This window comes from Streptomyces sp. URMC 124 (genome assembly GCF_051386455.1).
In the GTDB taxonomy this organism is placed as follows: Bacteria; Actinomycetota; Actinomycetes; order Streptomycetales; family Streptomycetaceae; genus Streptomyces.
In genome coordinates, this window is sequence record NZ_JBPQTS010000122.1 from 1 (window position 1) to 23,429 (window position 23,429).

Consider the following 23,429-nt stretch of genomic DNA (forward strand, 5'->3'; position numbering starts at 1 on the left):
GGCCTGGGGCGGTACGGGGGCGGGGGCCTGCGCACCGGGCGCGGCGAAGGCCGGAGGCGGGCCCGCCTGCTGCGGAGGGGCGAAGGCGGGCGCCGCGGCGGGCGCGGGAGCGGCCGGGGCCTGCGCCTCGGGCTGGGGCTCCTCTTCGAGCACCTCGCCGCCGAAGTGCCGGAGCAGTGCCTCCAGCCCGCCGTCGAAGCCCTGGCCGACGGCGGCGAAGCGCCAGACGTCCTTCAGGTAGAGGTCGCCGAGCATCACCGCGCGTTCGGTGCTGAATTCGGTCCCGGTGAAGGAGTAGCGCGCGACTTCTTCGCCGCCGGCCACGATGCGGAGGTAACCGGGAGCGACCTGCGACATCTGGCCCGCGCCGTCGAGGGTGGCCGTGAAGGACAGCCGCTGGACGTGCGCGGGGATCTGGTCGAGGGTGACGCGGAAGGACTCCGTGTCACCGGCCTGCGCCCCGAGCTGCTGGATGGCGCCTTCGGGCGACTTGGGCTGGTTGAAGAAGACGAAGTACCGGTCGTCCGAGAGCCGCTCCGCGGCGTCGAGGCCGAAACAGCTGATGTCGAAGGTCAGGCCGGGACCTGCGATCTGCACTCCCACGTACAGATCGGTCCCCGCCGTCAGGTCACTGATCTTGGCCTTGTGGCCGCGCTGGAATTCCCTGGCCATGCGTAACGACCGTCCCCCATCCGAACGTGCGATGAAAACGTGTGATGAATGCGTTGCGTCAGGCTAACGGCTGAGGACTGGTTCATCCGACTCCGGACCGGCCGTGTCCCCCTCCGGGGCCCGCCGGCGCCGGGCCCGGCTCATTCGCCGCGCGCTGCGGGCAGGTGCGGCAGCCGGTCGGCGGCCACGACGCCTTCGAGGTAGCCGCGGGCGCGCTCGGTGCGCGGGTAGGCGTCGAGGAGCCGCCAGAAGCCGGGGCCGTGGCCGGGGACGAGCAGGTGTGCCAGCTCGTGCAGGAGGACGTAGTCGAGGACGTACTCGGGCATCCCCTGCAGCCGGTGCGAGAGGCGGATGCTGCCTTCCGCAGGGGTGCACGAGCCCCAGCGGGTGTTCTGGTTGGTGACCCAGCGGACGGTCGCGGGACGGGCCCGGCCGCCCAGGTACTGGCCGGACAGGCGGGCGGCGCGCTCGGCGAGCTCGGCGTCGCCGAGCATCCGCTTGTTCTCCTGCGCGGCGAGCCTGTCGAGCATCACCGTCACCCAGCGCTGCTCCTCGGCCTCCGACATGCGGGCGGGGATGAGGACGACGGTGCGGTCCCCCTCGCGGTACGCGGAGACCGTCCTGCGGCGGCGCGCGCTCCGCCGGACCTCGACCGCTCCGGGCTCGCCGCCGCCGGTGAGCGGGCTGGGAGCGCTGCGCGGCGGTCGTGCGGCACTGTGCAGAGGGTCGACGGGCACGGCCCCGACGTTACCGGCTGGCGGCTCGTGAAGTCCCGCCCATCACTCCTTGTCGGAGGCAAAGACCCCGCGGGGGCCGGACTTGTACGACCATCACACCGTGCGTGTGGATAACTTCGTACGGTGATCGCGCGGACGGTCCATGCTGGAGTCGCTCGAGGGCAGGACCGTGCCGACCGAGGGGGGACCATGCAGAAGACCGCCGTCCGGAAGACCACCGCTCATCCCATGCTCAAGCCCGCGCTGCGGCGCAGCTGGCGCAATCGCGACACCGTCCAGTTCGGGGTGGCCCCGGCCCACGCCGTGGCGGTGGGTCCGGTGGACACGGCCACGGGCAGCTTCCTGACCCTGCTCGACGGCACGCGCGGAATGCCGCTCCTGCGCGAGGAGGCGAGAGCCGTGGGGCTGCCGGAGGGGCGGGCGGACGCCTTGGTGGAGCGGCTCTCCGCGGCCGGGCTGCTCGATGATGCGCGCGGCGGTGGGGAGGCCGCGGCCGCCCTGCGGGAGACGGGGCCGGCACTGGACCGGCTGCGGCCCGACCTGGCGTCGCTCTCCGTGCTGCACCCGGGGCCGGGCGAGGCGATGCGGCTCATGGCGGCGCGGCGGGCCATGCGGGTGCAAGTGCGGGGGGCCGGGCGGGTGGGCACGGCCGTCGCGGCGCTGCTGTCGGCCTCGGGGGTGGGCGTGGTCGACGTGATGGACGGCGGCTGCGTGGAGCCCTGGGACGCGGGGCCCGGCGGGCTGGACCCCGCGCGGGCCGGGGAGCGGCGGGAGACCGCGGCGCGGCGGGCCGTGCGGGCGGCGGCGCCGTGGGTGCGCCGCAGGCCCCGGCAGGGCGGTGAGCCGGAGCCGCCGCTGGCACTGGTGGTCTTCGCCCCGCGTGACGGGCTCGCGGCCTACGCACCCGACCCCGGCGCCGCGCAGGACTTGCTCGCCTCGGGCATCCCGCACCTGTATGCGGGGGTCCTGGAAGCCACCGGCCTGGTGGGCCCGTTGGTGCTCCCCGGCGGGACGGCGTGCGCGGGCTGCATCGAGCTGGGGCGGGCCGGCCGCGACCCCGCCTGGCCGCGGATGCTCGCCCAGTGGAGGTCCGGCCGCGGCTCGGGGGTACCGTCGTGCGACATGGCACTGGCCACGGTTGTGGCGGGGCTGACCGTGGCGCGGGCACTGGCCTTCCTCGACGGTGGGTCCCCGGCGAGCGCGGGGGTGCGGCTGGAGCTGGCTCTGCCCGGTCCGGCCTGGTCCCCGCGGCCCGTCGAGCCGCATCCGCGATGCCCCTGCGGCGCGGCGCGTTCCCCGGATCCCGGGTATGCCGCGGCCACGGGGGCACCGCACGGGACAATGAGCAGGTAACCGCCGTCCGCGGCGTGGCTGTTCAGCTAGTTGGAGGGGCGAATGTCTGATCTACCCCGCAAGGCGGTAACGCGCACCGCCAAGTTGGCCGCGCTGCCACTGGGGTTCGCGGGGCGCACGGCCCTGGGGCTCGGCAAGCGCATCGGGGGCCGGCCGGCGGAGCTCATCGCGACGGAGCTGCAGCAGCGCACCGCCGAGCAGCTCTTCGCGACGCTCGGGCAGCTCAAGGGGGGTGCGATGAAGCTGGGCCAGGCCCTGTCGGTCTTCGAGTCGGCGCTTCCCGAGCAGATCGCCGGGCCCTACCGGGCCGCCCTGACCAAGCTTCAGGAAGCCGCCCCTCCCATGCCGGTGAAGACGGTGCACGCGGCCCTGGCGGAGCGGCTCGGCGCGGACTGGCGGGATCTGTTCGAGGAGTTCGACGACCGCCCGGCGGCGGCCGCCTCGATCGGGCAGGTGCACCGGGCGGTGTGGCACGACGGCCGGCAGGTCGCGGTCAAGGTGCAGTATCCGGGGGCGGGCGAGGCGTTGCTGTCGGACCTCACCCAGCTGGGGCGGTTCGCGAGACTGCTGGGTCCGCTGGTGCCGGGCATGGACATCAAGCCGCTGATCTCCGAACTGCGCGACCGGGTCTCCGAAGAGCTGGACTACGCCCTGGAGGCACGGGCCCAGGACGCCCACGCGCAGGAGTTCGCGGGTGATCCGGACGTGGTGGTGCCGGCGGTGGTGCACCAGAGCGATCAGGTGCTGGTCACCGAGTGGATGGAAGGGCTGCCACTGTCCGAGGTGATAGCGGAGGGCACCCAGGAGCAGCGGGACCGGGCCGGCCAGTTGCTGGCGCGCTTCCTCTTCTCGGGCGCGGCGCGCACCGGGCTGCTGCACGCCGACCCGCATCCGGGCAATTTCCGGCTGCTCACCGGGGACGACCCCGACGGCCCGCCGGAGAAGTGGCGGCTGGGCGTGCTGGACTTCGGCACGGTCGACCGGCTGCCGCAGGGCCTCCCGCCGGAGATCGGCACCGCGCTGCGGCTGACGCTGGACGGGCAGGCCGAGGCGGTCCACGAGCTGCTGCGGGACGAGGGGTTCGTCAAGCCGGAGATCGAGCTGGATCCGGGAGCCGTGCTCGACTATCTGCTGCCGATCATCGAACCGGCGCAGGCGGCCGAGTTCACCTTCACCCGGGGCTGGATGCGCGCCCAGGCGACGCGGATCGCCGACCCCCGCTCCCCCGCGTACCAGCTCGCCCGCCAGCTCAATCTGCCGCCGGCGTATCTGCTGATACACCGCGTGACGATGAGCACCATCGGGGTGCTGTGCCAGCTCGGGGCGACCGTGCGGCTGCGCGAGGAGATGGAGGCGTGGGTGCCCGGCTTCGCGGCGGCGGGCGGTGGCGTGCCGGAGGAGAGCCGGGAGACGCCTGCCTGACGGGGCCGGGGCCCGGCCTCACCACCAGGAGGAGTCGAGGCGGCCTTCAATCGATCTGATGTTGGCGCGGGCGCAGTCGTCGCAGAAGTAGCGGCGGCTGCCGTTCTCGAAGGAGCAGGTCCAGGTCGGCGGCGCACCGTCGGCGGGGGTGCCACAGCGAGCGCAGGCGATGGTCTCGTCGGTCTCGGTGGCCTCAGGGTCCAACTGCACTGATTCATGCGTCTTCTGGTCCACTCCCCGACGATATCCCCGCGAAGGGGCCGGGAGGGCACAACGCACCCAATGCCCCGCGGGGCCGGTCCGTTCGGATCCGGCCCCGCGGGGGGTGGTGCGAGGGTGGGGCGGTCAGTGCATGACCGCCATGGCCAGGGCCCGGCGGGCGCGCATCGAGGCGCGCTCGGCGCGGCGCTGCATGCGCCGGGCGGCGGCCAGCCGAGTGGCCCTGCGTTCGGACTCGGCCTCCCTCAGTCGCTCGTGCATATGGGCACGGGCCAGGGCTTCTGGGATGAGTTGCATTTCGAGGTTCCTGTTCTGGCGCGAGGCGATCGCGCTGAAGGCGTCACGGGTGGGGGCTTCGGGGCCGAAGAGCTCGGCGGTGGGGCGGTGCATCGTCGGATCCTGCTTCTTGGGGTCGTGCGTGGTGGGGCGGTCGATGGTGCCGAAGACGTTCATGCGGCGACCGGGTTCTTGCGCGGACGGCCACGGGGCCGCTTGCGGGCCACCACGACGCCCTGGACGAAGAGCTCTCCTCCCCAGACGCCCCACGGCTCGCGGCGGTCCATCGCGCCGGCGAGGCAGGCCTCACGCAGCGGGCAGGTGCGGCAGAGCGACTTGGCGTACTCCACGTCCGCGGGCGACTCGGCGAAGAAGACCTCCGGGTCGTAGCTGCGGCAGGGGACGGGGGTGCCCAGGTTCTCGATCGCGTCGTCGAGGTCGGTCAGGGCGGTGAGGGGGGTCAAGGTGTCCTCCGTGGGGACGGGCGGGGGGATCAGGTCGGTCGCTACTGACGGGGTGTGTGCCTTGAGTTGCACGGTGTCTCTTTCCTCGTCTGTCTTCCGGCTCGTGGCCGGGCTGGTTCCCCTCGGTGAGGGGGCAAACAAAAGGGCCGCGGATCCCGGTGTGGGTTCCGCGGCCCTGGAAGGTGCCGACCTGATCATGCCGATCAGGCTGGATCTCTCCAGGGTTCGAGCCCACGGAAGGCCCACATCGTCTGGTGCTGGTGCTGCGTGCTGACGGATCCGGCGCCGTTGGTCGTCGCCGCAAGGGCATAGGCCTGGGCCTGTGCCGCTGCTGCTGCCTTTACCGCGGACGCCTTGGTCGCTCGCTCATTGATCAGGGAGGTTTCGTTGATCAGGGCGGAGCCGTTGATCGGAGCGAAACCGGCGCCGGACATGGACAGACCGGTGCCCCGGAGCGAGACGAAGGAGAAGCCGAGCGGACGGGCGGCGATGACCGGGCGATCGGTCATTTTGTTGCTGGTCTTGAAGCTGATCATTGGTCTCGCCTCCTCTCGGCGTCTTCGGGGACCTGTGGGAACAGATCCGGGCTTTTAAGTTCAGTGCAGCTGGTTCAGTACAGCACGGATCCGCCAGCTCCCGGAAGAGCCGTTGTCTCCGTGCTCGGAAGGCTATGGGTATGCCGTCCGCGTGCGCAAACTATTTTTCGCGAGATTCTTCGGACGCGTCCTGGGACGCGTCTTCCGACGTCACGTAGGTGCCTGCGCACAGAGCGAGGACGTCGGCACCGAACGAGTCGAGCTTGCGTCCTCCCACCCCTGAGATGCGCGCGAGCTCCGCTTCGGTTCCCGGAACGGCCTCCGCGATGGCGAGCAGCGTCTTGTCGGTGAAGACGCAGTAGGCGGGCTGGCCGAGCCGGCCGGCCTCCCCGGCGCGCCAGTCGCGCAGCCGCTCGTAGAGCGCCTCGTCGAGCTCGGAGGGGCAGTCCTCGCAGCGCATGAGCTTGATCTCGCCCGCGTCGGTGAGGGTGCGGCCGCAGACGCGGCAGCGGGCGGAGCCCCGCTGCCGGCGGCGGACGGGACCCCGCTCGACGCCCGCCGTGCCACCGGGCGCGCCGGGGCCGGGGCGGACGGCCGCGGAGCCCGGCCGCAGGCCGTTCAGGAAGCGGGTGGGGCGCCGGGAGGGGCGGCCGCCCGGCGTGCGGGAGAGCGCCCAGGACAGGGAGAGGTGGCGGCGGGCCCGCGTGACGCCGACGTAGAGGAGGCGGCGCTCCTCCTCGATCTGCTCGTCCGTCTTGGCGTATGTGATCGGCATCATGCCCTCGGCGAGGCCGACGAGGAACACGGCGTCCCATTCGAGGCCCTTGGCGGCGTGAAGTGAGGCGAGAGTCACACCCTCGACGGTGGGGGCGTGCTGGGCGCTCGCCCGCTCGTCGAGCTCGGCCACGAGGTCGGCGAGGCCGGCCCCGGGTCTGGCCCGGACGAAGTCCTCGGCGAGGCGCACGAGGGCCGCGAGGGACTCCCAGCGGTCCCGCACCGCCCCCGAGCCCGCGGGCGGCTCGGGCGTCCAGCCGCGGGTGCCGAGGACGGCCCGCACCTGGGAGGGGACGTCATCGGCGCCGGCGAGCTGGGCGTCGCCCCCGCCGGCGCGGGCGGCGCCGCGCAGCAGCAGCCCGGCCTCGCGCACCTCGGGCCGCTCGAAGAAGCGCTCGGCGCCGCGCAGCTGGTAGGGCACGCCGGCATCGGCGAGGGCCTGCTCGTAGACCTCGGACTGGGCGTTGATGCGGTAGAGGATCGCGATCTCGCTCGCGGGCACGCCGGAGTCGATCAGGTCCCGGACGCGGCGGGCGGTGCCCTCGGCCTCCGCCGGCTCGTCCGCGTACTCGCCGTAGACGGGCTCGGGGCCGGCCTCGCGCTGGGAGACGAGCTCCAGGCGGTGCTCCGCCGCGCGCCCGCGGGCCTGGGAGAGCAGGCCGTTGGCCAGGTGGACGACCTGGGGGGTGGAGCGGTAGTCCCGGACGAGCTTGACGACGGTGGCGTGCGGGTGGCGGGTGCGGAAGTTCAGCAGGTGGTCGGGGGTGGCGCCGGTGAAGGAGTAGATGGTCTGGCTGGCGTCGCCGACCACGCACAGGTTGTCCCGGTCGCCCAGCCACAGCTCCAGGAGGCGCTGCTGGAGGGGGCTGACGTCCTGGTACTCGTCGACGACGAAGTGCTGGTACTGGCGGCGGACGGTCTCGGCGATGTCGTGCCGGTCCTGCAGGACGCCGACGGTCAGCAGCAGGACGTCCTCGAAGTCGATCACGCCGCGGTCGCGCTTGAGCTGCTCGTAGGCCGCGTAAATCCGGGCGGTCTCGGCGGGGTCGCGGGGCATCTCGCGGCCCGCCTTGGCGGCCGCCGCCGGATAGTCCTCGGGGACGGTCTGGGTGACCTTCGCCCATTCGATCTCGCCCGTCACGTCCCGCAGCTCGGTGCGGTCGAGGCGGACGCGGCAGCGGGCGGCGGCCTCGGAGACGATCTGGACCTTCCGCTCGGCCAGGCGCGGCAGCTCCCCGCCGACGGCCTTCGGCCAGAAGTACTGCAGCTGGCGCAGGGCGGCCGAGTGGAACGTGCGCGCCTGGACGCCGCCGGCGCCGAGCTGGCGGAGGCGGCCGCGCATCTCACCGGCGGCGCGGTTGGTGAACGTGACGGCGAGCACGCTGGAGGGCTGCAGCACCCCGGACCGGACGCCGTAGGCGATGCGGTGGGTGATCGCGCGGGTCTTGCCCGTGCCGGCGCCGGCCAGCACGCACACCGGGCCGCCGAGGGCCGTCGCCACCTCGCGCTGCTCGGGGTCGAGCCCGTCGAGCACCGCGTCCGGGGAGTCCGGGACCGGCGGGAAGAGGGTGGAGTGCGTTGCTGCTGTCACCCCGCCATGCTGCCAGGTCCGCCGGGGCGACCGGGAATGTTGTCCACAAGGGTGCCGCGGCAGTCCTACGAATACGGGAATGGCTGCGGACGGGTGCACGTTCTACCACCGGAACAACACCCGGATCGGTACCCACGGCACGACCGGGAACGGACCGGAACACCATCACCGAAAGAAGGGGCACGAGGTCGAATGTCGGGCACCGTGACGATGTACAGCACCACCTGGTGCGGCTACTGCCGCCGGCTGAAGAGCCAGCTGGACCGCGAGGGAATCGCCTACAACGAGATCAACATCGAGCTCGACGCCGAGTCGGCGGCCTTCGTGGAAAAGGCGAACGACGGCAACCAGACGGTCCCGACGGTCCTGGTGAACCCGCTCAGCGGCGCCGCCCCGGTCACCATGACCAACCCGTCCCTGGCGCAGGTCAAGCAGGCCCTGGCGTCCTGACGCGAGCGCGGACGCAGAACGGCCCCGGTCCGCGGACCGGGGCCTTCGCCTTACGGCTGGCTCTGCGGCAGCGGCTCGCCGTACCAGAGCTCCAGCAGCCGGGCCGCGATGGAGATGCCGGTCGGGGGCAGGACCTCCCCCGAGGCGAAGGCGGCCCGCAGCTCCTTGCGCGAGAACCAGCGCGCCTCGTGGATCTCCTCGCCGTCGACCTGGATGTCGCAGGACGTGGCCCGCGCCATGAAGCCGAGCATCAGGCTGGACGGGAACGGCCAGGGCTGGCTCGCGACGTACTCCACGTCCCCGACGACGACGCCCGCCTCCTCGGCGACCTCGCGCCGCACCGCCTGCTCCAGCGACTCCCCGGGCTCGACGAAGCCCGCGAGCGTGGAGAAGCGGCCCTCGGGCCAGTGCATCTGGCGGCCGAGCAGCGCGCGGTCCTCCCCGTCGGTGACCAGCATGATCACGGCCGGGTCGGTGCGCGGGTAGTGCTCGGCACCGCAGGCCGGGCAGCGGCGGATGTGGCCCGCGGCCGCGACGACCGTGCGCTCGCCGCAGCGCGAGCAGAAGCGGTGCAGCCGCTGCCAGTTCTCCAGGGCCACCGCGTGCACCATCAGCCCGGCGTCGCGCGGTGAGAGCAGCAGGCCCGCCTCGCGCAGCCCGGCCGGTCGCGCGGACTGGTCCATCCGCCCCGGCAGGGCGTCCTTCTGCAGCGCGAAGTAGGCGATGCCGTCCGCGTCCTGGCCGAGGAAGTAGCGGTGGGTCTCGGTGACGGGCGCCTCGAAGGCGGGCGTCATCACGAGCTCCGTGCGGCCGTCGGGGGTGTCGTCGATCAGCACCTGGCCGCCGGAGACCACGAAGACTCTCGTGGAGGGGTGGCTCCAGGCCGCGGCGAGCCACGCCTCGTCCAGACGGTGGTGAGCGGCACGGTCGATGCCGCTGTCGGCGGTGAGGGTGATCGGCCGGGCGGCCGAGAGATCGGTCCAGGTGGTCACTGCTGCTTCCAACTCCCCCTACGAATCCCTGCGAATGGTCGTCTGTGCTGCGCGGACTAGCCGGCGAGCCCTCCCCCGGGCCCCGTCCCGGACGTCTCCCCGGCCGCGAGGTCGGACCACAGGTGGGCGGCGGTCTCGACGCCCTTCATCAGGAGGTCCAGCTCGACCTTCTCGTTGGGCGCGTGCCAGCCGTCCGAGGGCACCGAGATGCCGAGGAAGAGCACCGGGACGCCGAGCACGTCCTGCAGGTCCGCGGCGGGGCCGGAGCCGCCCTCGCGGGTGAAGCGGACCTTCTTGCCGAAGGCGCGCTCCATCGCCCGCACGACCGACCGGAGGTACGGGTGGTCCAGCGGGGTCAGGCAGGGGCGGGTCGCGCCCCAGAAGGTGATCTCGTGGCGGATGCCCTGCGGGAGGGTGTCGGCCACCCATCGGCGCACGGCCTCCTGGACGTGGCCGGTGTCCTGGCCGGCCACGAGCCGGAAGGACAGCTTCAGCTGGGCGGTGGACGGGACGATGGTCTTCCCGCCGGGGCCCTGGTAGCCGCCGCCCATGCCGTTGACCTCGGCGGTGGGGCGGGCCCAGATGCGCTCCAGCGTGCTGTAGCCCGCCTCGCCCAGGGGGGCGTGCGAGTGGGCGGCGCGCAGCCACTGCTTCTCGTCGAAGGGCAGCTCGGCGAAGAGCTCGCGCTCGCGGTCGGTGAGCTCGACGACGCCGTCGTAGAAGCCGGGGATCGCCACGCGGAGGTTCTCGTCGTGCAGGGCGGCGGCGAGCCGGGCGGCCTCCATGGCGGGGTTGGGCACCGCACCGCCGAAGGAGCCGGAGTGGATGTCCTGGTCCGGGCCGTAGAGGTCGATCTGGCAGTCGGCGAGGCCGCGCATGCCCGTGCAGACGGTCGGGGTGTCCTCGGACCACATGCCGGTGTCGGAGACGATGACCGCATCGCAGGCCAGGCGGTCGGCACGGGCCCGGACCAGGTCGGCGAAGTGCTCCGAGCCGGACTCCTCCTCGCCCTCGATGAGCAGCTTGAGGTTGACCGCGGGCGCCGTGCGGCCGGTGGCGGCCAGGTGGGCGCGGACGCCGAGGGTGTGGAAGAAGACCTGGCCCTTGTCGTCGGCGGCGCCGCGGGCGTACAGCCGGCCGTCCTTGACGACGGGCTCGAAGGGCTCGGTGTGCCAGCCGTCCTCGCGGGCGGCGGGCTGGACGTCGTGGTGGCCGTAGACCAGGACGGTCGGGGCCCCCTCGTCGCCCGAGGGCCACTCGGCGAACACTGCCGGGGCGCCGTCGGTCTCCCAGACCTCGGCGGTCGGGAAGCCGGTCTCGGTGAGCTTCGCGGCCAGCCAGTCGGCGCTGCGGCGCACGTCCTCGGAGCGGCCGGGGTCGGCCGACACGGAGGGGATGCGGAGCCACTCGACGAGATCGTCGAGGAACGCGGCGCGGTGGCCTTCGATAAACGCGCGGACGGCGCTGTCCGGAGTCTCGCTCATGCCGTCGAGCCTATCCGGACACACGGCGTGACCATGACCGGCCCGGCGTACCGCGGGACACACCTTCCGGCATATCCCCTGCTCACGGCTGCTCCCCCAGGAGGAGCCGCTCCAGTTCCGCGCGGTCGGGGAGGCCGTCCGGGCGGACCGTCTCGCCGTCGCGCACGTAGACGAAGGCGGCCGTGACGGAGGACAGCGGGATGCCGTGCTGCTCGGCCCAGGCGACGCGGTAGATCGCGAGCTGCAGGGGGTCGGCGTCGTGGGTGCGGCTGGTCTTCCAGTCGACGATCTCGTACGTGTCGCCGCCGGGGCCGCGGTCGCGGTAGACGGCGTCGATGCGGCCGCGGACGATCCGGCCCGCGAGGGTGAGCTGGACGGGCACCTCGATGCGGTGCGGGACGCGCCGGGCGTACGGGGTGCGCTCGAAGGCCTCCTTGAGCTCGGTGAGCTCCTGCTCGTCGGCGATCTCCGGGGCGAAGCCGTCGTCCGCGCCGCCGGGCAGCTCGTCGGGGCCGAGCAGGGGCAGGGGCAGCGGCTCGAAGCGGGATTCGATCCAGGCGTGGAAGCGCGTGCCGCGGCGGGCCGCGGGCTGCGGGGGGCGCGGCATGGGCCGGGCGAGCTCGCGGGCGAACCCGTCGGGGTCCGCGGCGAGCCTGACCAGCTGCCAGGCGCTGAGGGAGGCGGGCAAAGGCACGTCGCGCTCACGCGCGCGTGCCCGGCGGAGCTCGCCCGCCAGGGCGTCGAGATCGCGGTCCCAGGAGGCCGCGAGGCGGGCCTCTTCGGGCGCGAGGCCGGACGCCGGAGTGCGATCGGCCCGGGCTCCGGCGCTCGGTTCCTGCCGGGGTCCGGGCAGCAGCGAGGCGGTGGTGGTTTCGGCGCCGCCGGGCTCCCCGGTGGGAGTGGTGCGCCGCTGCGGCGGAGTGGAATCCCCCGGTCCCGCCCCTTCACCGTTTCCCGGGGCTCCGCCCCGGCCCCCAAGAGCCGGAACGGGCAGGCCCGAGGTGCGGAGGCCGCCGCCAGCGGCCGGATCCGGGCGGTCCGTCGGCAAGGCCTCCCACACGCCGGGGTCGGCCAGGAACTCGTCCTCGTACGGGGCGAGCTCCGGTGCGAACGCGTCGTAGTCGTGGTCGTACTCGTGGTCGTAGTCGTAGTCCTCGTCGTCCGGCGGCGGGGTCGGCCACTCCGGGTCGTCGGCGGGGCCGGGATCCACGGCGGACGCACGGACGCCGTCGGCGAGCACCGGCGTCCCCGCGGACGCGGGCGCGCTCTCCAGGCGCTCCAGGTGCGCGAGCACCGCGTCCGCCGCGGCGCGGCGGCGGGCGAGGGAGTCCCGGTCCAGGGGCAGCGGCCAGGAGCGGTCGGTCTCGTCCTCCTTCAGCGCGGGGTTCTCGGCGCCCTCCTCCGGAGGGGCGGCCCAGGCCTCGATCTCGCCGTGGCCGGCCTCGCAGTGCGCGCGGAGGGCTTCGAGGAAGGCGGACGGCCCGCGGGGCTTCTTCTGGTCGGGCCCCCACCAGTGGCCGGAGCCGAGCAGCAGGGAGCGGGGGCGGGTGAAGGTGACGTAGCCGAGGCGGAGTTCCTCGATGCGCTGGTGCTCCTTCATGGCGGCCTTGAAGGCGGCCATGCCCTTGGCGTCCCACGCCGCGACGTCGGGCAGGGTGTCGGCGTCGCCGCGCAGGGCGTGCGGGAGGACCTTGGCCTGGGCGGTCCAGGAGTCGCGGGACTGCTCGCTGGGGAAGGTGCGCTCGACGAGGCCGGGGACGGCGACGACGTCCCACTCCAGGCCCTTGGACTTGTGCGCGGTGAGGACCTTGACGGTGTCCTCCCCTCCGGGGAGGGAGCTGTCGAGGCCCTTCTCGTACTGCGCGGCGGTGCGCAGGAAGCCGAGGAAGGAGAGCACGGTGGTCTCGCCGTCGAGGGCGGCGAAGCCCGCGGCGATGTCCATGAAGTGGGAGAGGGTCTCGCGGCGGCGGGCGGCCAGGGCGTGCGGCGAGGCGGAGAGCTCGACCTCCAGGCCCGTCACGGCCAGGACGCGGTGGAGGACGTCCATCAGCGGGTCGGCCAGGGAGCGGCGCAGGTCGCGCAGTTCGGCGGCGAGGCGGGCGAAGCGGACGCGCGCCTCGGCCGAGAAGGGCAGTCCGTCCGCGGGGGTGCCCGGGGCGTCGGCGGCGAGGAAGGTGTCGAGGGCGTCGGCGAGGGAGACCGTCTCGGCGGGGTCGGTGCCCTCGACGGCCTCGGCGAGGCGGCGCTCGGGATCGTCGCCCGCGCTGCCGTGGGGCACGAGCGTGCGGGCGCGGCGGCCGAGGAGCGCGAGGTCGCGGGGGCCGATGCGCCAGCGGGGACCGATCAGCAGCCGGACCAGGGAGGCGTTGGCCGTGGGGTCCTGGAGGACCTCGCAGACGGCGACGAGGTCGGCGATCTCGGGCAGGTGCAGCAGCCCGGACAGGCCGACGACCTCGACGGGCAGCTCGCGCCGCACGAGCGCGGCCTGGATCTGCGCGAAGTCGGCCGCGGTGCGGCACAGGACGGCGATGTCGCCGGGGCGGGTGCCGGTGCGCACGAGGTGGGCGAGGGAGTCGGCGAGCCACTCCAGCTCCTCGGCGTGGGTGGGCAGCAGGGCGCAGCGCACCACGCCGTCCCGCTCGGCGCCGGGGGCGGGGCGCAGGGCCTCGACGCCCTCGTGGCGCTCGCGGAGCTCGGCGGCGAGGCCGTTGGCGAGGTCGAGGAGGCGGCCGCCGCTGCGCCGGTTCTCGCTGAGGGCGAAGCGCCGGGCGGGGCTGCCGTCGGCGAAGGGGAAGTGCTGCGGGAAGTCGTCCAGGTTGGCGACGGAGGCGCCGCGCCAGCCGTAGATGGCCTGGCAGGGGTCGCCGACGGCGGTGACGGCGTGGCCGGTGCCGCCGCCGAAGAGGCCGGAGAGCAGCAGGCGCTGGGCGACGGAGGTGTCCTGGTACTCGTCGAGGAGGACGACCGCGAACTGCTCGCGCAGGATGCGGCCGACTTCGGGGCGGCTGCGGGCGAGCTCGGCGGAGAGGGCGATCTGATCGCCGAAGTCGAGGAGGTCGCGCTTGCGCTTCTCCTCGCGATAGCCGCCGACGAGCTCCAGGAGCTCCAGGCGGGCGCGGGCGGTCTCGGGGACCTTGCGCAGGTCGGCGTTGGTGAGCCGGGCGCTCTCCAGGGCGGCCAGCAGCTCGCGGTCGTGGGCCCGCAGGCGCTCGGGCGGCACGAGGTGCTCGGCGAGCTCGCCGTCGAGGGCCAGGAGGTCGGCGACGAGGTCGCCGAAGGAGCGGGTGAGCGCCGGGAAGGGGCCCGGGGAGCCGCGCAGGACGCGGGCGGCGAGCTGGAAGCGGGTGGCGTCCGCCAGGAGGCGGGCGCCGGGCTCCAGGCCGATGCGCAGGCCGTGCTCCTTCAGGAGGCGTCCGGCGAAGGCGTGGTACGTGGAGATCTGCGGCTCGCCCGGTGCCTGGTGGGGGTCGGCGGCCACGGGCTCGGGGTCGGTGACGCCGGCGGCGACGAGGGCCTTGCGGACGCGCTCGGACAGCTCGCCGGCCGCCTTGTTGGTGAACGTGAGGCCGAGGACCTGCTCGGGGGCGACCTGCCCGGTGCCGACCAGCCAGACCACGCGCGCGGCCATCACCGTGGTCTTCCCGGACCCGGCGCCGGCCACGATGACCTGCGGGGCGGGCGGCGCGGTGATGCAGGCCGTCTGCTCCGGGGTGAACGGGATGCCGAGGAGCTCCTTGAGCTGCTCGGGGTCGGTCAGGCGCGGGGTCACGGCACACCACGCTAGCCGCCACCACTGACAGCCCCGCATCGCCGCAGGTCAGAGGGGTCTGCGGGGGGGCGTCGCGCCGGACCTGCCCGCGGGCCTGCCGACGGGGCCGGGACGGCGGGCTACTCGACGACCTGCCGGCCCTCGGGGCGGGCGGTGCAGGAGGCCCGGAAGGAGCAGTGCGAGCAGTGCCGGCCGGGGCGGGGGGCGAACCGCTCCTCCAGGACCCGGCCGGCCGCTTCGGCGAGCAGCCCGCCGACCCACTCGCCCTCGCCCAGCGGCTCCTGGGCCTGCACCTTCGGCACGGCGTCGCCGCCGTCCCGCTTGGCCGCGCCCTGGCGCAGCTGGACGAGCTCGGCGCCGCCGGGCCGCGGGCGGGGGCCGTCGAAGACCTCGTCGACGGCGCCGTGCTCGACGGCCAGCTGGTAGACGGCGAGCTGCGGGTGGCGCTCGACGTCCTTGGCGGAGACGGTGCCCTTGCCGGTCTTGAAGTCGACCACGTAGGCGTGGCCGTGGTCGTCCGCCTCGACGCGGTCCATGGAGCCGCGGATGCGCACCAGGTAGTCGTCGGCCTTCAGGGTCACGTCGAAGGCGTGCTCGGTCGCGACGGGTGCCCGGCCGCCGCGCTCCATGACGTGCCAGCGCAGGAAGCGCTCCAGGGCCGCGCGGGCGTTCTCCTTCTCCTGCGCCGACTTCCAGGGGGCGTCGAAGGCGAGCGCGTCCCAGACGGAGTCGAGGCGTTCCATGAGCACGGCGAGGTCGGCGGGGGTCCGGCCGGAGGCCACCTCGTCGGCGAGGACGTGCACGACGTTGCCGAAGCCCTGGGCGGCGGTGGCGGGCGCGTCGGCCTTCACCTCGCGGCCCAGGTACCACTGCAGCGAGCAGGTGCCCAGCTGGCCGAGGGCCGAACCGGACAGGGCGACGGGCCGGGCGCGGTCGCGCAGCGGCACCTCGCTGTGGGTCGGCTCGTGCAGGCCCCACCAGCGGTACGGGTGGGCGGCCGGTACGAGCGGCTGGCCCTCCTCGTCGCGCAGGGCCGCGAGCCGGGCGAGGCGCTCCGCGGCGGCGGCCCGCAGGGCGTCCGACGCGGCGGGGTCGACGGTGGTGGCGCGCAGCTCCGCCACGAGCGCGGCGACGGCCAGGGGGCGGCGCGGGCGCTGGGTGACGTCGACGGGCGGGACGCCCAGCTCCGCCAGGAACCGCGAGGGCTGGTCGCCGTCCTCGGCCGCCGCCTTGACCGCGGTGACGACCACGCGCTCGCGCGCACGCGTGGCCGCCACGTAGAACAGGCGGCGCTCCTCGGCGAGCAGGGCGCCGGGGCTGAGCGGCTCGGCGATGCCGTCGCGGCCGATCCGGTCGGCTTCCAGGAGCGAGCCGCGGCGCCGCAGATCGGGCCAGAGGCCTTCCTGGACGCCCGCGACGACCACGAGCCGCCATTCGAGGCCCTTGGAGCGGTGGGCGGTCATCAGGCGTACGGCGTCGGGGCGGACGGCCCTGCGGGTGAGGGTGTCGGCCGCTATGTCCTGCGCTTCGAGCTCGTCGAGGAAGTTCAGGGCGCCGCGGCCGCCGGTGCGCTCCTCGGCGCGGGCGGCGGTCTCGAACAGGGCGCACACGGCGTCCAGGTCACGGTCGGCGTTGCGGCCGGCGGCGCCGCCGCGGTGGGCCGCGCGCTGCAGGCGGGCGGGCCAGGGGGTGCCGTCCCAGAGCGCCCAGAGGGCCTCTTCGGCGGTGCCTCCTGCCGTGAGGATCTCGCGGGCCGCGCGGAGCAGTGCGCCCAGGCGCTGGGCGCCGCGGGCGTAGGCGGGGTCGTGGACGGCCAGGCGCTCCGGTTCGGCGAGGGCTTCGGCGATGAGGGTGTCGGAGGGACGGGGCACGGCTTCGCCTGCGGCACGCTCCTCGTCCCGGAGGGCGCGGCCGAGGCGGCGGAGGTCCGCTGCGTCCATGCCGCCCAGGGGCGACGTGAGGAGAGTGAGGGCGGTCTCGGGGTCGATGCGGGGGGTGTGCCGCGCCTGCGGCGCGGGCTCTTCCTCGGGCTCTCCCGCGGGCCCTGTCCCGGCCTCCGCGACGCCCTCCGCGACGCCCTCCGCGACGTCCTCCGCGACGTCCTCCGCCACCACCCTCAGTGCCGTCAGCAGTGGCGCCACCGCCGGTTCCCGGCGCAGGGGAATGTCGTCGCCGTCGACCTCCACCGGGACGCCCGCCGAGGTCAGGGCGCGGCGCAGGGCCGGTATGGAGCGGGAGCCCGCGCGGACGAGGACGGACATCTCGTGCCAGGGGACGCCGTCCTCCAGGTGCGCGCGGCGCAGGATGTCGGCGATGTTGTCGGTCTCCGCCCCGGCCGTCGGGTACGTGAAGGCTTCCACGCGCCCGCCCTCGCGGACGGCCGTGAGGTCCCGGTGGGCGCGGACGGCGTCCGCGGGGAGGCGGGTGAGGGGCATCCGGCGGGTGAGCAGCCGGGTGGCCTCGAGGAGGGCTGCTGCGGAGCGGCGCGAGGTGGTGAGGACCTCGACGGGGGCGGGTGTGCCGTCCCGGCGGGGGAAGGCGTCGGGAAAGTCGAGGATGCCGTTGATGTCGGCGCCCCGGAAGGCGTAGATCGACTGGTCGGGGTCGCCGAAGGCGACGAGGGTGCGGCCGCTTCCGGCGAGCGCCCGCAGCAGTCGCACCTGGGCGGCGTCGGTGTCCTGGTACTCGTCGACGAAGACGGCGTCGTAGCGGCCGGCCAGGTCGGCGGCGGACTCGGGCCGCTCTGCGAGCAGGACCGCGCGGTGCACGAGCTCGGCGTAGTCGAGGACGCCGCGCATGTCGAGCAGGTCCAGGTACTCGGCGAGGAAGGAGGCGGCGGCCGCCCAGTCGGGCCGCCCGGTGCGGGCGGCGAAGTCGCCGAGGGCGCCGGGGCTCAGGCCGAGCTCGCGGCTGCGGGCGAGGACGGCGCGCACCTCGTCGGCGAAGCCTCGGGTGGTCAGGCACGCGCGCAGCTCGTCGGGCCAGTGCACGCGGGAGCGGCCGGCGCGCTCCAGGGCGGCCTGGCCGGCCAGCAGCTCGCGCACGACGGCGTCCTGCTCGGGGCCGGACAGCAGCCGCAGGGGGTCGACGAACAGGCCGGCGTCCTGGTGGGCGCGGACGAGGGCGTAGCAGTACGAGTGGAAGGTCGTGGCCTGCGGCGCGGCGGCGCCCGCGCCGAGCCGGGCGGCCATGCGGTCGCGGAGTTCGACGGCGGCCTTGCGGCTGAAGGTGAGGACGAGGATCCGCTCCGGCGGGGTGCCCCGGCGCACCCGCTCGGCGACGGCCTCGACCAGCGTCGTGGTCTTCCCCGTGCCGGGGCCCGCGAGCACGAGCAGCGGCCCTCCGGCGTGCTCAACCACGGCGCGCTGGCGTGCGTCCAGCTCAGGAAGGGCCGTCGGGCCCGGCCGGGTGCGCACGAGGCGGTAGGCGCCCGGGGAGGGCTGCCGCGCCTGCTGGTGCTGCGGCCGGGTCGAGCCGGAGGGCGGGAAGGAGCTCACGTGGGTTGCCGGTCCTGGTGGGGGTGCGGGGAGTCGTGCGGCCGTGCGGGGCGGGGGATGACGGCGCTTCCCGACGCTACGCCAGGCGGCGTCCGGGGCGCAGGGCGTCACGGGAGTCGGCGCACGGCTTCCACGGTCTCATCCGTTCGGGTGAGACCGGATCCGCCCGGGCCCGGCGGCCGGGGGCGGCGGGTGGCGTCAGGTGTGCGGAGTCACACTTCCCGGGCTGCTGCCGTCCCAGCGGGCGAGGGCCATGGCGATCCGGGGGACGTGCCCCTCGGCCGAGCGCGCGGCCTCGCGCAGGGGCGTGCCCTCCTCGCGGTAGTGGGCGAGGGCCCGCAGCTCGTGGCCGGGCAGCAGGACGCCGTCCGCGCGGACGACCCGCCACCAGGGCACGGGGCCGCCGTAGAGCGCCATGACGCGCCCGACCTGCCGGGGCCCGCCCTCGCCCAGCCACTCGGCGACGTCCCCGTAGGTCATCACCCGCCCGGGTGGGATCTGCTCGGCGACGGCCAGCACACGTTCCGCGTACTCGGGAAGCTCCTCGTCCTCGCTCATCCGGTCCATGGTGCCGCACCGCGCCGACAGCCCCGGCCTGTGATCACGCAGAGTGCGGTACCGCACTACAGGGCGTACGATCCGGAGTCCGCGCCCCCGAATTGCACCCTGATGCCCCCTCGCCCGGCGGGGCCATGCCACCATCTTCCGGGCGGTGACAGGTGATACGAGACCAAGAAGACGAGAAGGACCGGCAGCAGGGCGCGGAGCCTCCTGAGGGGGACCGCGCTCCCCGAGAGCTGCCCTCCTCCGGGCCGGGGGCGTACGAGTGCGATGACGGCGGCGTGCAGATCGACCGGGTCTCCGGCGACGAGCCGCTGCTGCCCGCCCGCGTGCACCGCCCGGCCGACCTGCTCCGGCTCCTCCTGGGCATCGTCGGCATCGCGCTCGTCCTCGCCCTCGCCGCCTTCGCGCACGGCACCACCACGGGGCTCGCGCAGGACATCAACGAGAGCACGGGGCGCGCCCCGCAGCTGCTGGCGAGCTTCGCGGGCCTCGCGGCCAACATCGCCATCTTCATCGTCCCGGTGGCCTTCGCCGTCGAGCGGCTGATCAAGCGGGACGGGCTGCGCATCGCCGACGGCGTGCTGGCCGCCGTCCTCGCGCACGGCGTCTCCCTGGCCACCGACCTGTGGGTGGCCCGCACGGCCCCCGAATCGATCCGCGCCGCCCTCACCCAGCTCGCGCCCACCGGCGGCTTCACCGACCCGGTCCACGGCTACCTGGCCCCCGTGATCGCCTACATGACGGCCGTGGGCATGTCCCGCCGTCCCCGCTGGCGCGTGGCCATGTGGGCCGTCCTCCTCCTGGACGCCTTCGCGGTCCTGGTCAACGGCTACACGACCCCGTTCTCGATCGTCACCACCGTCCTGATCGGCTGGACGGTCGCCTACGGCACGCTCTACGCCGTCGGCTCGCCCAACGTGCGCCCCACCGGCCGCCACCTGCTGACGGGCCTGCGCCGCGTCGGCTTCAAGCCGGTCACCGCCCTGCGTGCCGAGGACGGCGCCGACGACACCGAGCCGCACGAGCGGGGCCGCCGCTACATCGTCACCCTGGAGGACGGCCCGCCCCTGGACGTCACGGTCGTCGACCGCGAACAGCAGGCGCAGGGCTTCTTCTACCGGGTCTGGCAGCGCCTGGCCCTGCGCGGCATCAACCAGCGCCGCAGCCTGCAGTCGCTGCGCCAGGCCCTGGAGCAGGAGGCCCTGCTGGCCTACGCGGCCATCGCGGCCGGCGCCAACGCGCCCAAGCTGATCGCCACCTCCGAGCTGGGCCCGGACGCCGTCATGCTCGTCTACGAGCACATCGGCGGCCGCCCCCTCGGTCAGGTGCCCACCGAGGAGATCACCGACGAGCTCATGGCCGGCGCGTGGCGCCAGGTCCACGCCCTGCAGTCGCGCCGCATCGCGCACCGCAGACTCGACGGCGACGCCCTCCTGGTGGATCGTTCCGGCAACGTGGTCCTGACCGACCTGCGCGGCGGCGAGATCGCGGCCGGCGACCTCGTGCTGCGCATGGACGTCGCCCAGCTGCTCGTCACGCTCGGCCTGCGGGTCGGCGCCGAGCGCGCCGTGGCCACCGGCGTGGCCGTCCTCGGCCCCGACGCCGTCGCCGACAGCCTCCCCCTCCTGCAGCCCATCGCCCTCACCCGCACCAGCCGGGGAACCCTGCGCCAGCTCGCCCGCGAGCGGTCCCAGCGGGAGCGCGAGAAGGTCCTGGAGGCGGCGAACGCCGCCAAGGAGGCCAAGGCGGCCGCGGCCGAGGAGGAGGTCAGCGGGCGCAAGGCGCTCAAGGCCGAGCGCCAGGCCGAGAAGCGGGCCATGGACGAGGCGCTGGAAGAGGCCCGCGAAGAGGACCTGCTGGCCCAGATCCGCCGCCAGGTGCTCCTCATCCGCCCCCAGGCCCCGATAGAGCCCGTGCGCCTGGAGCGCATCAAGCCCCGCACCCTGATCAGCTTCGTCGCCGGCGCCTTCGCCGCGTACTTCCTCCTGTCGCAGCTGACCCACGTGCAGTTCGGCGACCTCGTCGACAAGGCCGAGTGGCCCTGGGTCGCGGTCGCGGTGGCCTTCCAGGCGCTGACGTACGTCGCCGCCGCCCTGAGCCTCCTGGGCTTCGTGCCCGAGAAGGTGGCCTTCGCCCGCACGGTGCTGGCCCAGGTGGCCGGCTCGTTCGTCAAGCTGGTCGCTCCCGCGGCGGTCGGCGGCGTGGCCCTGAACACCCGCTTCCTGCAGCGCTCGGGCGTCCGCCCGGGCCTCGCGGTGGCGAGCGTCGGCGCGTCCCAGCTCTTCGGCCTGGCCTGCCACATCATGCTGCTGCTGTCCTTCGGCTACGTGACCGGCACCGAGCGCAGCTCCTCGCTCGGCCCCTCCCGCACGGTCATCGGCGGCCTGCTGACGGCCGCGGTCCTGGTGCTCGTCGTGGCGGCGATCCCCGTCCTGCGGAAGTTCGTCTCGACCCGCCTGCGCTCGCTGTTCGCGGGCGTGGTCCCGCGCATGCTGGACGTCATGCAGCGCCCGCAGAAGCTCCTCTCGGGCATCGGCGGCATGCTGCTGCTGACGGCCGCGAACGTCATGTGCCTGGACGCCGCGATCCGCGCGTTCGGCGGCGAGCTGAGCTACGCGAGCATCGCGGTGGTCTACCTGACGGCGAACGCCCTGGGTTCGGCGGCGCCGACGCCCGGCGGCGTCGGCGCGGTGGAGCTCGCACTGACCGCCGCCCTGACGGTGGCGGGCCTGCCGGCGGAACAGGGCACCCCCGCGGTGCTCCTCTTCCGTCTGATGACGCTGTGGCTGCCGGTCCTGCCGGGCTGGCTGTGCTTCACGCACCTGACCCGCAAGGGCGCGATCTAAGACCGGTACATAAGAAGCCCGCTCCCCCTCCAGCCTTGCAAATACGAACCGCACAGCCATAACGTGCCGCATATGCGTTCCTACACGATCGGCCGTGCCGCCAAGCTGCTGGGCGTCAGTGCCGACACCGTCCGCCGCTGGGCGGACGCGGGCCGGATACCGACGCGCCGCGACGAGGCGGGCAAGCGGCACATCGACGGCGCCGACCTGGCCGCGTTCTCGGTGTCGCTCGCGGCGGAGGCGGCGGAAGGCGAGGACGCGTACACCAGTGCCCGCAACGCCTTCCCCGGCATCATCACGGCCGTCAAGCTCGGCGACGTCGCAGCACAGGTGGAGATCCAGGCCGGCCCGCACCGGCTGGTCTCCCTGCTGACGCGCGAGGCCGTCGAGGAGCTCGGACTGGTGGTCGGGATGGAAGCAGTGGCCCGGGTGAAGGCCACCAACGTGCACATCGACCGCACCTGACCACGGAGAACCGATGCACCTTCGCCGCGCGCTGCCGCTCCTGGCAGGCACGATGCTCCTGCCCCTCCTCGCCGCCTGCGGCAGCGAGGACAAAGCGAACGACCCGACGGAGCTCACCGTCCTGGCGGCCGCGTCCCTGACGGACGTCTTCAAAGAGGCCGGCAAGGCCTACGAGAAGGACCACCCGGGCACCAAGGTCAAGTTCTCCTTCGCGGGCTCGCAGGAACTGGCGGCGCAGGTACGCCAGGGGGCCCCGGCGGACGCGCTGGTGACGGCGGACACGAAAACGATGAACGACCTGTCCCAGGAGACGAACACCCCCCAGGTCATCGCAAAGAACCGCCTGACCATCGCCACGGCGAAGAACAACCCCAAGAACATCAAGACCCTCTCCGACCTCTCCCGGAGCGATCTCAAGGTGGTCCTGGCGGCCCCCGAAGTGCCGGTGGGCCGCTACAGCAAGAAGATCCTGGACGCTCAGCACGTCACGGTGAAGCCGGTCTCCCAGGAGCCCAACGTGCGCGCCGTCCTGAGCAAGGTCTCCCTGGGCGAGGCGGATGCGGGGATCGTCTACGTGACGGACGCGACGAAGGACAAGGTCGCCACCGTCACGGTCCCGGACGACCAGAACGCTGTGGCGTCGTACCCGGCAGCAACCCTCAAGACCTCCAAGCACAAGTCCGAAGCCGCAGACTTCGTCAAGTGGCTCAGCACGAACGATGCCCAGAAGCTCCTGCGTACAGCGGGCTTCCAGCAGCCGTGACCAGGGCCCGCACGCCGCTGGCGCTCGGGCTGCCCGCCGCGCTGGGGGTGGCGTTCCTGTTCCTGCCGCTGGCCGGCATCCTCGCCCGCACCCCCTGGAACACCCTCCCGTCCCGCCTCACCGCTCAACCGGTCACCGAAGCCCTGGGGCTCTCCCTCCTGGTCTCGGCCTGGGCGCTCCTGCTCTCCCTCGTCCTGGGCGTCCCGCTGGCGTGGCTGCTGGCAAGGGTGGAGTTCCGCGGCAAGTCCCTGGTGCGCTGCCTGGTGATGCTGCCGATGGTGCTGCCGCCCACGGTCGCGGGCGTGGCCCTCCTGCAGGGCTACGGCCGCCGGGGCATCCTGGGCCCGCCCCTCGCATCCCTCGGCATCACTCTCCCCTTCTCCACAGCAGGAGCAGTAACAGCATCCGCCTTCGTGGCCATGCCGTTCCTCGTGATCAGCCTCGAAGGAGCGCTGGCGGGCCTGCACCCCCGCTACGAGGAAACGGCGACGTCCCTGGGAGCGGCGCCCCTGCGCGTCTTCCGCACCATCACGCTGCCGATGGTGGCGCCCGGCC

General features: G+C 74.0%; 19 protein-coding genes. 7 read left to right on the top strand and 12 right to left on the bottom strand.

The genetic code is table 11. The features are described from left to right. Positions 1–672, bottom strand: a 672-nt coding sequence (locus tag ACSNOG_RS23210; protein WP_436754631.1) for a TerD family protein, incomplete at its 3' end; no start/stop codon positions are given. 140 nt (positions 673–812) lie between these two features. After that, a complete protein-coding gene (locus ACSNOG_RS23215; RefSeq protein ID WP_436754632.1) occupies positions 813–1,409 on the bottom strand; it encodes a M48 metallopeptidase family protein in 597 nt (198 codons plus the stop codon). A gap of 189 nt (positions 1,410–1,598) precedes the next feature. Between ACSNOG_RS23215 and ACSNOG_RS23220 the strand changes: the two genes are divergently transcribed. Further along, positions 1,599–2,762 (top strand): ThiF family adenylyltransferase, encoded by a 1,164-nt coding sequence (locus ACSNOG_RS23220; RefSeq protein ID WP_436754633.1) that lies wholly within the window; start codon positions 1,599–1,601, stop codon positions 2,760–2,762. A gap of 42 nt (positions 2,763–2,804) precedes the next feature. Then, positions 2,805–4,184 (top strand): ABC1 kinase family protein, encoded by a 1,380-nt coding sequence (locus ACSNOG_RS23225; RefSeq protein WP_436754634.1) that lies wholly within the window; start codon positions 2,805–2,807, stop codon positions 4,182–4,184. 18 nt (positions 4,185–4,202) lie between these two features. Here the strand turns inward: ACSNOG_RS23225 and ACSNOG_RS23230 are convergent, their stop codons facing one another. The 5 genes from ACSNOG_RS23230 to ACSNOG_RS23250 all read right to left on the bottom strand — a co-directional run bounded on the left by ACSNOG_RS23230 (position 4,203) and on the right by ACSNOG_RS23250 (position 8,044). Further along, entirely contained in the window at positions 4,203–4,418 is a 216-nt protein-coding gene (locus ACSNOG_RS23230) for a hypothetical protein (RefSeq protein WP_436754635.1), read from the bottom strand. A 111-nt stretch (positions 4,419–4,529) separates the two neighbouring features. Beyond that, a complete protein-coding gene (locus ACSNOG_RS23235; protein WP_436754636.1) occupies positions 4,530–4,856 on the bottom strand; it encodes a hypothetical protein in 327 nt (108 codons plus the stop codon). After that, on the bottom strand, positions 4,853–5,215 hold the full coding sequence (locus ACSNOG_RS23240) for a WhiB family transcriptional regulator (RefSeq protein WP_030366211.1): 363 nt from the start codon (positions 5,213–5,215) through the stop codon (positions 4,853–4,855). Before ACSNOG_RS23240 ends, ACSNOG_RS23235 begins: the two co-directional genes overlap by 4 nt. 131 nt (positions 5,216–5,346) lie before the next feature. Then, positions 5,347–5,679, bottom strand: a complete 333-nt coding sequence (locus ACSNOG_RS23245; protein WP_436754637.1) for a hypothetical protein — start codon at positions 5,677–5,679, stop codon at positions 5,347–5,349. A 160-nt stretch (positions 5,680–5,839) separates the two neighbouring features. Beyond that, a complete protein-coding gene (locus tag ACSNOG_RS23250) occupies positions 5,840–8,044 on the bottom strand; it encodes an ATP-dependent DNA helicase UvrD2 (protein WP_436754638.1) in 2,205 nt (734 codons plus the stop codon). A 192-nt stretch (positions 8,045–8,236) separates the two neighbouring features. Here ACSNOG_RS23250 and ACSNOG_RS23255 point away from each other — a divergent pair, with 192 nt between their 5' ends. Then, positions 8,237–8,494, top strand: coding sequence for a mycoredoxin (locus tag ACSNOG_RS23255; RefSeq protein ID WP_179082537.1), 258 nt, complete (start codon positions 8,237–8,239; stop codon positions 8,492–8,494). A 50-nt stretch (positions 8,495–8,544) separates the two neighbouring features. Here ACSNOG_RS23255 and nudC read toward each other — a convergent pair whose 3' ends face one another. The 5 genes from nudC to ACSNOG_RS23280 form a co-directional block, all read right to left on the bottom strand. Continuing rightward, the gene (gene nudC / locus ACSNOG_RS23260; RefSeq protein ID WP_436754639.1) at positions 8,545–9,486 is read right to left on the bottom strand and encodes an NAD(+) diphosphatase; all 942 of its coding nucleotides are present in this window, start codon (positions 9,484–9,486) and stop codon (positions 8,545–8,547) included. Between the two features lie 56 nt (positions 9,487–9,542). Further along, a complete protein-coding gene (locus tag ACSNOG_RS23265) occupies positions 9,543–10,970 on the bottom strand; it encodes a dipeptidase (RefSeq protein ID WP_436754640.1) in 1,428 nt (475 codons plus the stop codon). 82 nt (positions 10,971–11,052) lie between these two features. Continuing rightward, positions 11,053–14,739 (bottom strand): UvrD-helicase domain-containing protein, encoded by a 3,687-nt coding sequence (locus ACSNOG_RS23270; RefSeq protein ID WP_436754641.1) that lies wholly within the window; start codon positions 14,737–14,739, stop codon positions 11,053–11,055. A 119-nt stretch (positions 14,740–14,858) separates the two neighbouring features. Then, entirely contained in the window at positions 14,859–18,236 is a 3,378-nt protein-coding gene (locus tag ACSNOG_RS23275) for an ATP-dependent helicase (RefSeq protein ID WP_436754642.1), read from the bottom strand. 198 nt (positions 18,237–18,434) lie between these two features. Continuing rightward, a complete protein-coding gene (locus tag ACSNOG_RS23280) occupies positions 18,435–18,803 on the bottom strand; it encodes an MGMT family protein (protein WP_436754643.1) in 369 nt (122 codons plus the stop codon). A gap of 230 nt (positions 18,804–19,033) precedes the next feature. On the opposite strand from ACSNOG_RS23280, the gene ACSNOG_RS23285 reads away from it, so the two are divergent. The 4 genes from ACSNOG_RS23285 to ACSNOG_RS23300 all read left to right on the top strand — a co-directional run. Further along, positions 19,034–21,646, top strand: coding sequence for a lysylphosphatidylglycerol synthase transmembrane domain-containing protein (locus ACSNOG_RS23285; RefSeq protein ID WP_436754647.1), 2,613 nt, complete (start codon positions 19,034–19,036; stop codon positions 21,644–21,646). 72 nt (positions 21,647–21,718) lie between these two features. Further along, complete coding sequence (locus ACSNOG_RS23290; RefSeq protein ID WP_436754644.1) at positions 21,719–22,111, top strand: TOBE domain-containing protein; 393 nt, start codon at positions 21,719–21,721, stop codon at positions 22,109–22,111. 13 nt (positions 22,112–22,124) lie between these two features. Then, on the top strand, positions 22,125–22,874 hold the full coding sequence (gene modA, locus ACSNOG_RS23295; RefSeq protein ID WP_436754645.1) for a molybdate ABC transporter substrate-binding protein: 750 nt from the start codon (positions 22,125–22,127) through the stop codon (positions 22,872–22,874). Then, positions 22,871–23,429 (top strand): ABC transporter permease (locus ACSNOG_RS23300; protein WP_436754646.1); only part of this gene is annotated, 559 nt, incomplete at its 3' end. The genes modA and ACSNOG_RS23300, both read left to right, overlap by 4 nt.

Excerpts from the sequence above, each read along its gene's own strand:
- ACSNOG_RS23220 (WP_436754633.1), top strand. The coding sequence starts at position 1,599 with ATGCAGAAGACCGCCGTCCGGAAGACCACCGCTCATCCCATGCTCAAG.
- ACSNOG_RS23225 (WP_436754634.1), top strand. The coding sequence starts at position 2,805 with ATGTCTGATCTACCCCGCAAGGCGGTAACGCGCACCGCCAAGTTGGCC.
- ACSNOG_RS23235 (WP_436754636.1), bottom strand. The coding sequence starts at position 4,856 with ATGAACGTCTTCGGCACCATCGACCGCCCCACCACGCACGACCCCAAG.
- ACSNOG_RS23245 (WP_436754637.1), bottom strand. The coding sequence starts at position 5,679 with ATGATCAGCTTCAAGACCAGCAACAAAATGACCGATCGCCCGGTCATC.
- ACSNOG_RS23255 (WP_179082537.1), top strand. The coding sequence starts at position 8,237 with ATGTCGGGCACCGTGACGATGTACAGCACCACCTGGTGCGGCTACTGC.
- ACSNOG_RS23265 (WP_436754640.1), bottom strand. The coding sequence starts at position 10,970 with ATGAGCGAGACTCCGGACAGCGCCGTCCGCGCGTTTATCGAAGGCCAC.
- ACSNOG_RS23280 (WP_436754643.1), bottom strand. The coding sequence starts at position 18,803 with ATGGACCGGATGAGCGAGGACGAGGAGCTTCCCGAGTACGCGGAACGT.
- ACSNOG_RS23290 (WP_436754644.1), top strand. The coding sequence starts at position 21,719 with ATGCGTTCCTACACGATCGGCCGTGCCGCCAAGCTGCTGGGCGTCAGT.
- modA (WP_436754645.1), top strand. The coding sequence starts at position 22,125 with ATGCACCTTCGCCGCGCGCTGCCGCTCCTGGCAGGCACGATGCTCCTG.